This window comes from Endozoicomonas sp. OPT23 (assembly GCF_009653635.1).
Classification (GTDB): domain Bacteria; phylum Pseudomonadota; class Gammaproteobacteria; order Pseudomonadales; family Endozoicomonadaceae; genus Endozoicomonas_A.
On sequence record NZ_PPFD01000002.1, the window covers coordinates 304170 to 317536 of the forward strand.

The 13367-nt window shown below is 48.2% G+C and carries 13 protein-coding genes; 5 read left to right on the top strand and 8 right to left on the bottom strand.

Annotation, left to right across the window (positions count from 1 at the left end):
* Positions 1-12: 12 nt before the first annotated feature.
* Positions 13-627, top strand: coding sequence for a hypothetical protein (locus EOPP23_RS03215; protein WP_194842477.1), 615 nt, complete (start codon positions 13-15; stop codon positions 625-627).
* Positions 628-690: 63 nt separating this feature from the next.
* Here the strand turns inward: EOPP23_RS03215 and EOPP23_RS03220 are convergent, their stop codons facing one another.
* From EOPP23_RS03220 to EOPP23_RS03245, 6 genes are all read right to left on the bottom strand, one after another.
* Positions 691-1677 (bottom strand): rhodanese-related sulfurtransferase, encoded by a 987-nt coding sequence (locus EOPP23_RS03220; protein WP_370514670.1) that lies wholly within the window; start codon positions 1675-1677, stop codon positions 691-693.
* A gap of 105 nt (positions 1678-1782) precedes the next feature.
* Complete coding sequence (locus EOPP23_RS03225) at positions 1783-2667, bottom strand: DUF6279 family lipoprotein (RefSeq protein WP_153764540.1); 885 nt, start codon at positions 2665-2667, stop codon at positions 1783-1785.
* Between the two features lie 57 nt (positions 2668-2724).
* Positions 2725-3129: an SMI1/KNR4 family protein gene (locus EOPP23_RS03230; RefSeq protein ID WP_153764541.1), complete on the bottom strand. Its 405-nt coding sequence runs from the start codon at positions 3127-3129 to the stop codon at positions 2725-2727.
* Between the two features lie 93 nt (positions 3130-3222).
* Positions 3223-4650, bottom strand: a complete 1428-nt coding sequence (locus EOPP23_RS03235) for a DEAD/DEAH box helicase (RefSeq protein WP_153764542.1) — start codon at positions 4648-4650, stop codon at positions 3223-3225.
* 94 nt (positions 4651-4744) lie between these two features.
* On the bottom strand, positions 4745-5275 hold the full coding sequence (locus tag EOPP23_RS03240) for a hypothetical protein (RefSeq protein ID WP_153764543.1): 531 nt from the start codon (positions 5273-5275) through the stop codon (positions 4745-4747).
* 135 nt (positions 5276-5410) lie between these two features.
* A complete protein-coding gene (locus EOPP23_RS03245) occupies positions 5411-6787 on the bottom strand; it encodes a DEAD/DEAH box helicase (RefSeq protein WP_370514671.1) in 1377 nt (458 codons plus the stop codon).
* Positions 6788-6930: 143 nt separating this feature from the next.
* Here EOPP23_RS03245 and EOPP23_RS03250 point away from each other — a divergent pair, with 143 nt between their 5' ends.
* Positions 6931-7428 carry an NYN domain-containing protein gene (locus tag EOPP23_RS03250; RefSeq protein ID WP_153764545.1) on the top strand — a complete coding sequence of 166 codons (498 nt, stop codon included), beginning with the start codon at positions 6931-6933 and terminating at the stop codon, positions 7426-7428.
* Positions 7429-7615: 187 nt separating this feature from the next.
* Here EOPP23_RS03250 and metG read toward each other — a convergent pair whose 3' ends face one another.
* On the bottom strand, positions 7616-9670 hold the full coding sequence (metG, locus tag EOPP23_RS03255) for a methionine--tRNA ligase (RefSeq protein WP_153764546.1): 2055 nt from the start codon (positions 9668-9670) through the stop codon (positions 7616-7618).
* 352 nt (positions 9671-10022) lie between these two features.
* Here metG and EOPP23_RS03260 point away from each other — a divergent pair, with 352 nt between their 5' ends.
* From EOPP23_RS03260 to apbC, 3 genes are all read left to right on the top strand, one after another.
* Positions 10023-10487, top strand: coding sequence for a DnaT-like ssDNA-binding domain-containing protein (locus tag EOPP23_RS03260; RefSeq protein WP_153764547.1), 465 nt, complete (start codon positions 10023-10025; stop codon positions 10485-10487).
* Positions 10444-11154, top strand: a complete 711-nt coding sequence (locus EOPP23_RS03265; protein WP_153764548.1) for a replication protein P — start codon at positions 10444-10446, stop codon at positions 11152-11154. The genes EOPP23_RS03260 and EOPP23_RS03265 overlap by 44 nt, the downstream gene beginning before the upstream one ends.
* A gap of 67 nt (positions 11155-11221) precedes the next feature.
* A complete protein-coding gene (gene apbC, locus EOPP23_RS03270; protein ID WP_153764549.1) occupies positions 11222-12316 on the top strand; it encodes an iron-sulfur cluster carrier protein ApbC in 1095 nt (364 codons plus the stop codon).
* Positions 12317-12409: 93 nt separating this feature from the next.
* On the opposite strand, the gene EOPP23_RS03275 is transcribed toward apbC, so the two are convergent.
* Complete coding sequence (locus tag EOPP23_RS03275; protein WP_153764550.1) at positions 12410-13306, bottom strand: LysR family transcriptional regulator; 897 nt, start codon at positions 13304-13306, stop codon at positions 12410-12412.
* Between the last annotated feature and the right edge of the window lie 61 nt (positions 13307-13367).

The following is a 13367-nucleotide window of genomic DNA, read 5'->3' on the forward strand; positions in this document are numbered from 1 at the left end:
GACCAATGTAGTATGCGTCTGATTACTGCGCCGCTGACAGGGAGCATGCTGGCGGCATCTGTTTACGCAGTTAAAGGGTTTTACCCTCAATGGTTTCAGGCCATTGCATTCATGGAAGAAGGATTATTGTTTCTGGCCGGTTTAATTGCCGGTATTCGTTTGCCGGATATTGATCTTCTGCTGCCCGGCTTTTCCCATCGTTCCGGTATTACACATTCCTGCGGTTTTGCTGCCTTGTTTGTAGCTTTAGGTTTTGATGCTATTGCTGGAGGTCTTGCTATAGGTATCGCGCTGCACTTATCGTCGGATATGCAGCCCAAAGCGTGGACGGGTGGAGCTCTGGTTAAGTTGCCATGGTTCGGCAGTATCGGAATGTTGTCGCCGTTATGGTTGTTGTTGAATATTGCCGGTTGCTTCTGGATTTTGTTAAGTATGCTGCCTGCTATAGAAGGCATTGGCCGTTGGGCGGTGATGACCGTCGGTCTTCTGGGCGGTATCTGGTATTTCTTTTATGAAGAGAAGAAAAGGGTATTGCCTTTGATTACTCTTGGCTTTTGTCTTCTTTTAGTTCATCAGTATCGTGATGGGCGGCTGAATGTGGAAGTGGTCGTTCAGTACTTTGTTTAGAAGAGTATTTTTTAAATGCTTTCTCTAAATGCGCTGTGGTTAACAGCGCTTTTAGAGAGTCAGTTATTGCTGACTGTTTTTTTTCTGACTTTCTTTGACTGATATCTTGCCCTGACGGCGACTGATTACAGTCTTGGTAACCTCACTGCCAATATGAGCTTCACCACGCTCTTTAGCTAACTCCATCTGCTTTTCACGATCCATAAAGCGACGCTTCTGCTCAGGAGTATGCTTATCGTTGCAGTTAGGGCAGCTCACACCTTTGATATAGTGTTCACTGATTTTATCTTCTTCGGTAATCGGCAGACGACAGGCGTGGCATTGGTCGTACTGTCCTTTCTCAAGCTGATGGTTAACCGTTACACGATCATCAAAAACAAAACACTCACCTTCCCAGGTGGACTCTTCCTGTGGCACTTCTTCCAGATATTTCAGAATACCGCCTTTCAGGTGGTAAACGTTTTCAAAACCCTGCTCTTTCAAATAAGCCGTGGATTTTTCACAGCGAATGCCACCGGTGCAGAACATGGCGACTTTCTTGTGCTTTTCAGGGTTCAGGTTTTCTTTTACGTAATCCGGGAACTCACGGAAGGTTTCAGTTTCAGGGTTAACGGCATTTTTGAATGTGCCTACCTGAACTTCGTAATCATTGCGGGTATCGATCAGAATAGTGTCCGGATCATTGATCAGGTCATTCCAGTCTTTTGGCTCGATGTAAGTACCCACTACTTCTTTCGGGTCAATACCTTCAACACCCATAGTGACAATCTCTTTCTTGAGCTTCACTCGGGTGCGCTTAAAAGGCTGAGTTTCGACAAAGGACTCTTTGTACTCAAGTTCAGCTAAGCGTGGATCGCTTTTCAGCCAGTTTAACAGGTGATCGATAGCAGCTCTTGAACCGGAAACTGTACCGTTAATTCCTTCTCTGGCCAGTAACAGGGTTCCCCGAACCCCGTTACTTTCCATCTCTGTAAACAGCGGCTCCTTAATGGATTCGAAGTTCTCCAGAGTGACAAACTTGTATAAAGCACAAACAACGACTGACATTATTATTGTCCTGATATGCGAACCGGAGCGTAAATCCGGAGCATCATTTATATATATTTTCTTACTGTCTGCTGGTTAGGCAGCAGACCATTTTAGCAGTGTCAGGAATTATTTGCCTTGCAGACTTTCAATGGTGCGGATGAGCTTGTTCAGCTCTTTCATAAGTTTTTTGTGTTGCTTGGGTGTTCGGGTTGCCAGCATATAAGCCACAAACTCTTCAGACAGAGTGCGGTTATGAATGATCAGCTCTTTAAATTCGCCGGACTGCCATGGGCGTTCGGATGAAAGCAGAGGCATAAGAGAAACTGCAGGATGACTGAATGCTACTGAAAGACGGCGAGACCATTCTCTTCTTGCTTCCAGCTGTTGGCTGAAAGCCGGGATGATTTGTTGCTGCCATTGATCAAGCTGGCGAAGTTGCTCTCTGGTCAGCTTGCCAAACCGTTCCCTGATCTGTTCCTGAAAGTTCTGTCGATACTCTTTTCTTTGTGACTCAATTGTTTTCAGTTTGGCAAACCGTTTGGCGGTTTCATCCGTCTTTTTTTCAAGGGCTGAAACAAGTCGCTTCTTCTGTTTCTCAGTAAAGGTGGCTGCCAGAGACTGTAGTTCGGGTTTTGCTTTGTCGATTAGACGACGGGTGAAGGTGAATAGCTGCTCATTGGCTTGTTGAATACCAAGGAACAGTTCCTGCTCAGATAAGGTCTGATCTTCGAGTTGGGCTTTTATGGACTTCAACCAGTCGAGGTAGCGTGGTAACTCTTCTTTTCTGTGCCATGAAATAAAGGCGGAAAACGATTCATCAAACTGGTTACGCTGGTTTTTGTTCAGGTCTATGTAGTCATCCAGATACCAGTGAATCAGCCAGTCAGCATTGTTGTAGGCAAACTTGGTGGTGCAACCGGAAAGCAGCAGAAAAAAAGACAGGACAAGAAAAGCCTTACCCGCAGAGAGGAAAGAAAAACGAAAACGAAGAGAAGGGAGTAGTTGAGCCATTAAAGTAATTTAATGGCAATAGAGCGGAATAGCTACCGCTCTATTAAGCATCAGAGGTTAGCTCTGCAGCCAGATGTCCTTGGCCCAGTGCCAGATGCTTGGCCAGGTATCATCTTCAGCAAGAACGCCTTCACTCCACAGACCAATTTCACCTTCTGCGGAAATGCAGTAGTAACCACCTGCATACTCGCAGATCGGCAACAAATCTCTTGGCATGCCCAGATCCCAAGCTATTGCTGACACTTCAGGCAGATAAGTATGAGACTGGGAGTCGGTAATGGTTACCGGTTCCAATGAACCATAAACCACATCACTGACATTCAGCAGAAACTCCCGAAGCTCAAAGGGAATCGGAATCAATATCTGCTCTTCTGCGTCAATGATGTCGTCTTCATTGGGCAGTTCCAGGGGAGAAGGTACATCCAGGGCAACTTCCCTGAGCTCTTCAATCACGTCTTCCATCGTTTATACCTGAATAGTGAAATGACTGATTAAACATTTCATCAGGTATCTGCCCAAGTATTCAGGCAAATACCTTCAGAATATTTTGGCTGCTTACTTGCGACCTTGAGGCGGTCTGCCAGTTTTTGCCGGTGTTCTTCTCTGTTGTGGCTTCTGACCAGGCTTGCTTCTGCCTGCCGGAGCAGAAGAACCACGACGAGGGTTGTCCGTTGGCTTTCTGTCAGACTGCCCTGCTGGTTTTCTGTCAGATCGTCCCGCTGGCTTTCTATCAGACCGTCCTGCTGGTTTTCTGTCAGATCGTCCCGCTGATTTTCTATCAGACTGTCCTGCAGGTGCACGACGCTGCTTCATCTTCTTAGCCGGAGCAGCTTCTTCAGTGTGACCGCTCACATTTTCAAAAAATGGAATCGGTTCTACGTCGAGAGGCTTCTTGATCAGTTTACGGATTTTTTCCAGCAGCGGCTTTTCTTCCGGATTCATCAGGGAGATAGCACGACCAGGTGATCCGGCACGGCCGGTACGACCAATACGGTGAACGTAATCTTCTGGTACTTTTGGCAGGTCGTAGTTTACTACCAGTGGTAGTTGCTCAATATCCAGACCTCGGGCAGCAACGTCGGTTGCGACCAGTACTCGCCATGCACCGGCCTGAAACTCAATCAGTGTTCTATTTCGAAGGTACTGACTCTTGCCACTGTGAATAGCGGTCGCATTAATGCCTTCGTCGCCCAATAAGTCAGCCACTTTGTCGGCCGCTTTTTTGGTGCGGACAAATACCAGAGCCTGAGTGTATTGGTTACCTTGAATCAGGTAACTGAGTATTTCCGGCTTGTCCTGCTGGTCAACAGGGTAAACAGACTGAACAACGGTGTTAGCCGCAGAGTTGGGTGACTCAACTTCAATCTTCACCGGGTGACGCTGAAATTCATGAGCCAGTTGTTTGATGTCTTTGGAAAAGGTCGCGGAGAACAACAGGTTTTGTCGTTTAGGCGGTATAGCAGCCAGAATCTTGTCCAGCTCACGTTTGAAACCAAGATCCAGCATACGGTCTGCTTCGTCCAGCACCAGAATTCTCAGCTGGTTCAGAGATAGATGTTCTTTTTCCAGCAGGTCAATCAGACGACCCGGTGTCGCTACCAGAATGTCCACACCTTCTTTCAGAGCCATGATCTGAGGTGCCATCTCTACACCACCGTAAGCAACGGCTGTCTTCAGTGACAGATGCTGGCCATAGCGGGAAAAGCTTTCAGCGACCTGAACCGCCAGCTCACGAGTAGGCGTCAGAACCAGTGCACGTACTGGCTGATTACCCGGTGCTTTCATTTCTGACAGGCGGTGCATGATTGGCAGTGCAAAACCGGCAGTTTTACCTGTGCCGGTCTGGGCAGAGACCATCACATCACGGCCAGTCAGCACCATGGGAATTGCCTTGGCCTGAACCGGCGAAGCCTTCTTGTAACCCAGCTCTGTAACGGCTTTGGTCAGTGGCTCGCTCAAGCCCAGTGATGTGAAGTCTGTCATTTTGGTCTGTCAGTTATGGATGGGGGGCAGGCATTCTACCGGAACTTGTCGGGAATCAGAAAATATTCCTTCTTGATTACCCGTGTTTATACACCTACATCAGATCTCGTTTCAGCCTTACCGGCAGTTTTGAGAAGTCGATGTCAGGTATGATCTGATACCCCAGCTGATTTTTGGCTGATTCATAGAGCCACTCCATTGAGCCTATAATACTGTCGGAGTAAGTGAAAACTGACCCTAGTAGAGTAATTTCACCCAGATAGGGATTTATGTTGACGAACTTCAGGTGGCCATCAATATCCTCACTCTTAATACGACTGTCCACATTGTCACAAGCGTGCAGATTAAAACTTAAATTAAAAAAATACCGTTCAGCAGAGTGAGGTATTTCAATACCCTTTTCATTCGAGATGTATTCAATGCGTTGAATTCGGCCCTCAGCTTTGCCATTTGAAAGCAACTGAATTTTCACCGCGTATCGTTCAACGGTTCCTGCGGTTTTATCGTAGATTCGATCAGACTTACCACTGTATGAACCTTCGGGCAAATGACAGAGGCCGTCAGCAAGGCAGAGTTCAGTGAACAGCAGAAAAACCAGGCTGGCAGCCTGAAAGATTGATTTCATGGTGTGAGTATCCTTTCTATTTTCGTATTGCTGATTTGGACAGAAAGGATTAACTGAGGTTCAAGATATAATACCCACCTTATACCAATGTCTAAGGTGGGTGGTGTAGCAGGTAGTAATAATCCTAGAAAGGCTTTAGCTTTTCTTACGCTTCATCGGTTCAAAGCCGGCATCAACTGCTTTACTGCTGGTCTGGCTCTTGGCAGGGCTTTTCTTTGCAGAGGCATCAGAACCGTCTTTAGCTGGTGCACGACGCTTGCCAGTCTTCTTCTTGTCTCTCAAACGCTGCTTGCCAACGGTTGTTTTTTTACTGTCGCTGGATTTCTTCTTTTTAGTGCCTGCCGCTTTACCGGAAGCCTTAAGCTTCTTTGGTCCTTTCCAGGAACCACGGAGTTCCTTGATGGAACGCTTCTCAAAGCGTGTTTTCAAATAGCGCTCAATACTGGAGGTCAGGTTCCACTCGGCATGGTCAACCAGAGAGATGGCTACACCCTTTTCACCAGCACGGCCGGTACGACCTACGCGGTGAACGTAGTCATCGCCGTTGCGAGCCATTTCAAAGTTGATGACCAGCTCGATGCCTTTGATATCCAGTCCACGAGCCGCGACGTCTGTTGCCACCAGAATGTTGATCTGACCGGCAGCCAGCATACCCATCATGCGCTTGCGTTCGGAGTGATCCATTTCGCCGTGCAGTACACCGACTCTCAAATCATGATATCTGAGCTTGGCGCACAGCTGGTCAGCGTGAAGGCGCTTGTTGGTGAAAACAATGGCCTTTTCAAAGGTTTCGTTTTCCAGTAACCAGCGAGTCAGCTTTTCTTTGTGGGCATGATCATCCGCCAGCATCATCTGATGATGAATGTTTTCGTGCTTGTCACGAGCTGTGCTGAGCATCAGGGATTCAGGTTCGTTCAGTACCAGCTTGATCAGCTCAACCATACCTTTCTGTTTCAGCGTTGCTGAGAACAGCATGGTTTGACGTTCCGGGCGACACTCGGAAGCAATTCTTATCATGTCAGGGCTGAAACCAAAGTCGAGCATACGGTCGGCTTCGTCGAGAATCAGATATTCCAGGTCACTGAAGTCGGTGTTGCTGTTATCCATCTGTTCCAGCAGACGACCAGGGGTTGCGATCAGAACCTCAGGATTCTTACGTAGAGTATTCACCTGATGACGGAAATCATCACCACCGGTGATCAGGCCGGTCTTGATAAAGGTGTAACGAGTCAGCTTTTCACACTCATCAAATACCTGACGAGCCAGTTCGCGAGTTGGAACCAGAATCAGCATACGAGTGCTGGACTGTGGTGCCGGGTTGTCCTGAAAATGGTTCAAAGCTGGCAGCAGAAAGGCTGCGGTTTTACCACTGCCGGTTTCCGAGCAAACCATCAGGTCTTTCTTGTCCATGGCCTTGGGCAGCACAGCGGACTGAACCGGTGTGGCTTCGGTGAAACTCAGCTCATCCAGGGCTTTCAGCAGTCTTTCATGCAGGGACAGTTCGGAAAACAGCAAGTGCATCTCCTAAGGGAAGATAAATTGGAAGGGCGGGCATTTTAGTCCTGTGAGCAGGAAAAGGCTATATACTAAACCGCTTGCAAAAAATTAAAGCTAAACGTGCCAGAAATTAAAGTTGAATAATGAGGCTCTACAGGATGTCACAGCAGGAAGAACAGCGAGTTACGCTATTGGTAGACGTCCAGAATATCTACTACACCACCAAACAGATTCACCGCTGTAACTTTGACTTCAATATCTTCTGGGCAAAGGCGACTGCCGGTAGAAAGGTCGTAAAAGCCATTGCCTACGCTATTGATCGTGGTGACCCAAAGCAACGACAGTTCCAGAACATCCTTCGAGCCATTGGCTTTGAGGTAAAACTCAAACCTTATATTCAGCGATCTGACGGTTCTGCCAAAGGCGATTGGGATGTAGGCATTGCTTTGGATGGCATGGAATACGCACCTAAGTCGGACGCTGTCGTTTTAGCTTCGGGCGACGGTGACTTCGATATGCTGGTGGATCGAATGAGAAATGCTTACGACGTTGACGTGGATGTTTATGGTGTACGAGAGCTTACGGCTGCATCGCTGATTAATGCTGCGACACGTTACATTCCAATCGAAGGTGATTTACTACTAAAAAAGCAGTAAGTCTGAAAGCTAAATTCTGTTTGATTGAATCTAGAGGGAACAGGTAAGGAATAAGCCGACCATCCTCCGGCATGGATGCCGGGGCTGAGCGCCCAAGGATGGCTTCACAGCGTGTTGGCGTTTCCTTACCTGTTTGCACGGAATCAGCGGTTTACTCACAACAAAAGTGAACCGCTGAAACGGCACATTACATCACGCGCATACCAGGCTGGGCACCTTCGTGAGGTTCCAGAATCCAGAGGTCAGAACCGCCAGGGCCTGCCGCCAGAACCATACCTTCACTGACACCAAACTTCATCTTGCGTGGTGCAAGGTTGGCGACCATTACCGTGTGTTTGCCGATCAGGGCTTCTGGCGCGTAAGCAGACTTGATACCAGCAAAAATGTTGCGGGTCTCTGCTTCACCAATGTCCAGAGTCAGGCGCAATAGTTTACCAGCGCCTTCTACATGCTCGGCGTTAACGATCTTGGCAATACGCAGGTCAACCTTGGCGAAATCATCAAACTTGATTTCCTCAGCCACAGGTTCTTTTTCCAGCCACTCATTACTGGCTAAACTTGCCGCTTCAGCAGGTTTCTGTTCAGCCATTTGCGCGAGCACCTCCTTGCTGGCTTCAATCATTGCTGCCACCTTGTCAGACTCAACACGGGTCATCAACGGCTTGAACTTGGCCACTTCGTGGTCAAGCAGAACCGTCTGGCTGTCAGCCCAACTCAGCGGCTCAATTTTCAGGAAAGCTTCCGCTTTGGCAGCCATGCCCGGCAGAACCGGCTTCAGGTAAATCATCAGCAGACGGAACAGGTTAATACCGGCAGAGCAGATGTCGTGCAGTTCCTGATCCTTGCCTTCTTCCTTGGCAACAACCCATGGCTTAACTTCATCAATCCAAGCGTTAGCCTTGTCAGCCAGTGCCATGATTTCACGCATGGCCTTGCTGAACTCACGGTTCTCGTACAGAGCAGCAATACGGTCACCGGCTTGCTGGAAATCAGCCGTCAGTTCTTCAACCATATTGTTGGACGACAGTTTGCCGCCAAAACGTTTCTTGATGAAACCGGCGTTACGGCTGGCAATGTTAACTACCTTACCTACGAGGTCGGAGTTTACACGCTGAACCAGGTCGTCTGTGTTCAGGTCAAGATCGTCAATACGGTTGGACAGCTTGGCTGCGTAGTAATAACGCAGGTATTCAGGGTCCAGATGATCCAGCCAGGTACGAGCTGTAATAAAGGTGCCACGGGACTTGGACATCTTCTCACCGTTCACGGTCAGGTAACCGTGGACGTTTACAGCAGTCGGTGTACGGTAGTCTGCACCTTTCAGCATGGCTGGCCAGAACAGGCAGTGGAAGTTAACAATGTCTTTACCGATGAAGTGGTGAACTTCACAGTCACTGTCTTTTTTCCAGTACTCGTCAAAGTTCAGGTCATCACGTTTCTGGCACAGGTTTTCAAACGCAGCCATGTAGCCAATAGGTGCATCCAGCCAAACGTAGAAAAACTTGCCAGGTTCACCCGGAATTTCAAAACCGAAGTAAGGCGCGTCACGGGAGATGTCCCAGTCCTGCAAACCAGCATCCAGCCATTCGGCCAGCTTGTTGGCAATCTCGTCAGAGATAGTGCCGGAGCGGGTCCATTCCTGAAGGAAGTCACCGAAGTCGGACAGTTTGAAGAAGAAGTGCTCACTGTCCTTCTCAATCGGCGTTGCACCGGAGATAGTAGAGCGGGCATTCTTCAGATCAGCCGGAGAATAGGTAGCACCACACTTCTCGCAGTTGTCGCCATACTGGTCGTCAGTACCACATTTAGGGCACTCACCCTTGATGTAACGATCAGCCAGAAACATCTCTTTCTCAGGGTCGTATGCCTGAGTAATGCTGCGGCTGGCGATATGGCCTTTTTCCTTCAGCTTCAGATAGATAGCTTCTGACAGCGTCTGGTTTTCCGGGCTGTGAGTAGAGTGATAGTTGTCGAACTCCACCATAAACTCGCCAAAGTCGCGAACGCGCTCTTTGTTGATCAGGGCTACGGATTCTTCCGGCGTAATGCCCTGCTTCTCGGCGTGCAGGCTGATGGCAGTGCCGTGGGCATCGTCAGCGCAGACATAGGTACAGGTGTTGCCGAACTGCTTCTGGAAACGAACCCAGATATCGGTCTGAATATATTCCACCAGGTGACCCATATGCAGAGGCCCATTGGCATAGGGCAGGGCACTGGTAACAAGAATTTTGCGTTGGCTCATTCGACGTCAGTTCGCTGAATTGGGGAATAAAAAAGTAAAAGAGGGATTATACGATATTTGAAGGGCTGGTGTTGAGAGTTGGGCAATCTTCTTTTGTCTTTAACGCCTTTTTGTGTATAGGTTAGAGATTAGGGTCATAAACAAAATGGCTCAAATTTAACTATGACCGTGATGCATTCGACGTTAAAATGTCCTGCTCCCTGTTTCTACGGGAATGTCCGGAGGTGTGCCACTCAATATTCCGGTTGGGCCCTGTTTTCGACTTATCAGGCCTGCACAGACGACTCCAGTTTAATTATTTTGAATTCCTGATCGGTAGACCGGAACCGGTAAGGCAGGTATTGTTATTTTCATGACGGACGAGGATCAGAAACGACGTTATATTCGCCAGCGCAATGCCGGTGCACTGCCTTGGGAGTTGGAAGACGCTTCACAACGAACCAGGGAAGAGCACCCCGTATTCAAGCAACAGGTTCCAGCGGCAGATAAGCTGGACGGTTCCCGAGTACAGTCATTGCCGGAAGATTTTCAGCCTGACCCTGTCTACGTTGAGTTTCTTGAAGCGCACCATGGCATTCCGACCGAGTTTACCCTGCAGCAGTTGGTAGAGTTCAAGCTGTACTGGCGGGAAACCGGCGAAGCAAGAAAAGCCTGGCAGAACAAGTTCAAGAACCATGTGATCTATCAGTGGAAACGGAGCCAAAGTGAAGCAGGGCAAAGATCTAATCGATCAACAGCTGAGAAGCTTACAGACACCAGCTGGGCAGACGACGATGTCCAGGTCAACTTCGACCAGCCAGACGACGAACCCTTCTGACGGCTCTTCTAATGAGCAGTCAGCCAGCGTAGAGCAGAAGCAACAGTATCGTTACGCTATTAACGGTCTGTTTACTCTGCTCGAAGATGCTTATCCACTGAAGTTCAAACGTGCTTTTCCTACCGATGATGATGTTAACCGTGCCAAGCGGGTCTGGTATCAATCGTTAAAAGAGTTCAGTCCAAAGCGAATTATGTTGGCAGGACAGAAGGCGCTGGATACCAGCAAGTTCTTTCCTGATCTTGGTGATATCCGTGAACTCTGCAGGTTACGTTACGATGAGATGGGTTTGAAGGAGCCACTCCAGGCGTATTACGAAGCCTGTCATTCTCCCGATCAAAGCCGAAACTATCGCTGGTCGCATATTGCTATCTATCTGGCAGCCAAACAGACAGGCTGGATGACTCTGCGCAGCGAAGAGCAACGTATTGCTCTGCCGATCTTTGAACGCAATTACAACATCATTTGTAATAGAGTTCTGGATGGCGAAGATCTGGAAGCCGAGATTCTGCAGGGACTGGAAGACAGCCGTAATAAGGAAGCAGTTCGCCTGGCAGAAGAGCAAGCGGAACAAAAGCTCAGAAAACAGATGGAAAAGCAGGGTATTGACCCTAATGCTGGTCGCAGTGCCTTTGATAAACTTAAAGAATCATTAAAGAGCCGCTAGTTCACTGGCGCAACCCTTCATAAATCATTAGTCTATTCGCCATTCTCACCTTTGGAGACTGGCGCTGATGAGTGCACCTGATCGTGCTGCAGTAGAAGCAGCCATCAAAACTTACTACGACCCTTATCTGAAACAGGACCTGGTATCAGCTGGCTGTATCCAGTCGCTGACCATTGAAGGCGGCTCTGTTTCTGTTTCTGTAGACCTTGGTTATCCATCTGATGGCCTGAAGGTTGGCATTGGCCAGATGCTCAGCTCCAAGATTGAAGACGTTGACGGTGTTGAGAAAGCTAAGGTCGATGTTGACTGGACTGTGAAAAGCTCGCCTGTACAAGGTCAGCTGGAAGCCATGTCTGGCGTCAAAAACATCATTGCTGTGGCTTCCGGTAAAGGTGGTGTTGGTAAATCAACCACCAGTGCCAACCTGGCTTTAGCGTTGGCCGCTGAAGGTGCCCGAGTGGGTATTCTTGATGCTGATATCTATGGCCCAAGTGTGGGCATGATGATGGGCATCGCCGACGGTACTCGCCCTGATGTTAAAAATGAAAAGTTCTTTGTGCCTATTGAAGCTCATGGCATTGAAGCTATGTCCATGGCATTTCTGGTGACTGAAGATACGCCGGTTGTCTGGCGTGGTCCTATGGTCAGTGGCGCATTGCAGCAGTTACTGACTCAGACGATCTGGAATGATTTGGATTATCTGGTGATCGACATGCCACCGGGTACCGGTGATATTCAGCTGACACTGGCTCAGAAAGTACCTGTTACTGGCAGTGTAATTGTTACGACACCTCAGGATCTTGCTTTGATCGATGCCAAAAAAGGTATCGAGATGTTCAAGAAGGTGAACATTCCGGTACTGGGTGTGGTTGAAAATATGGCGGCTCACATTTGCAGCAATTGCGGTAATGTTGAGCATCTGTTCGGCGAAGGAGGTGGCAGTCAGATTGCTGACAAATTCAATACTGAACTGTTGGGCTCACTGCCTCTGTCCATGATGATTCGTGAGCAGGCTGACAGTGGCGCACCAACGGTTGTTGCTGAACCTGATTCCCAGATTACTCATATCTATAAGGATATGGCTCGAAAAGTGGCGGCTGAGGTGGCCCTGAAGAATCTTCAGGAACCGGAGATGCCGACTATTTCGTTTACGAACGACTAAACTGTATTTCAGCCTGACAAAGGCACTGTTTGAATCTACTCAAACAGTGCCTTTTTAATATACGGTCCGAGTCATTAATCCTCAGGTCAATCTTTACCGGGACACTGTTTCTTTCTGATGTTTCTCAAACCAGTCCTGCAGAAACTGGATGCATAGTTTGATTTTCGGCGGAACAAAGTGTCGAGCCGGATACATCGCATAGAGTGTCAGTCTCGGTTTCTCTACCTTTTGAAGCAGCTCGATAACACTGCCTTCCTTGATCGCACCTGCAGATATGAAGTCCGGAATAAAACCGATCCCCAGTCCAGCTTTGATTAAATCAAGCATGAAGGGAGTGCTGTTTACGCGAAGAGTTCCTTTGATTTTTACGCCCTCTTGCAATGGCCAGATATCCTGACCACGAAAATAGCTGTAGATAAAACAGTTATGGTGGACAAGGTCTTCTACCTGAGTAACAGCCCCATGTTTTTGTAGATAGCTTTTGGAAGTGCAGACGGCATAACTGAAATCCATCAACGGCTTGCCAATATAGTTGGAGTCAAATGTACGACTGGCTGCTCTGAAACCAAGATCAAAACCATTTTCGATCAAATCAACGGGTTCATCATTTAGGTGAATATCCAGCTCCATCTCAGGGTATTCCTGCATGAAATCGGCGAAGACCTGACTGAGGTGTGACATTCCCAATGCCATCGGTGCATTTATTTTAAGTTTTCCCCGTGGTTGTTCCTGAACACCGTGCACAAAGCTTTCAGCGGCTTCTATGCGTTCCAGTATTTCCTGACAGTGCTTCAGGTAACCATTACCAATCGTTGTCAGCTGCAGGGAGCGGGTAGAGCGGTGCAGTAATCGGGCACCAATGTCTGCTTCCAGGCGACTGATTTCTTTACTGACCATTGATTTAGATGTACCCAGTTCATCTGCAACAAGGGTAAAGCTGCCACGTTCCGCCAGCCTTACAAACAGCGACATGGCTCGTAGCTTATCCATTGTGTTTCCTGAGAGTGAACAGTGTGTTCATATTGTAGATATATATGAAACCTGGCAAGGC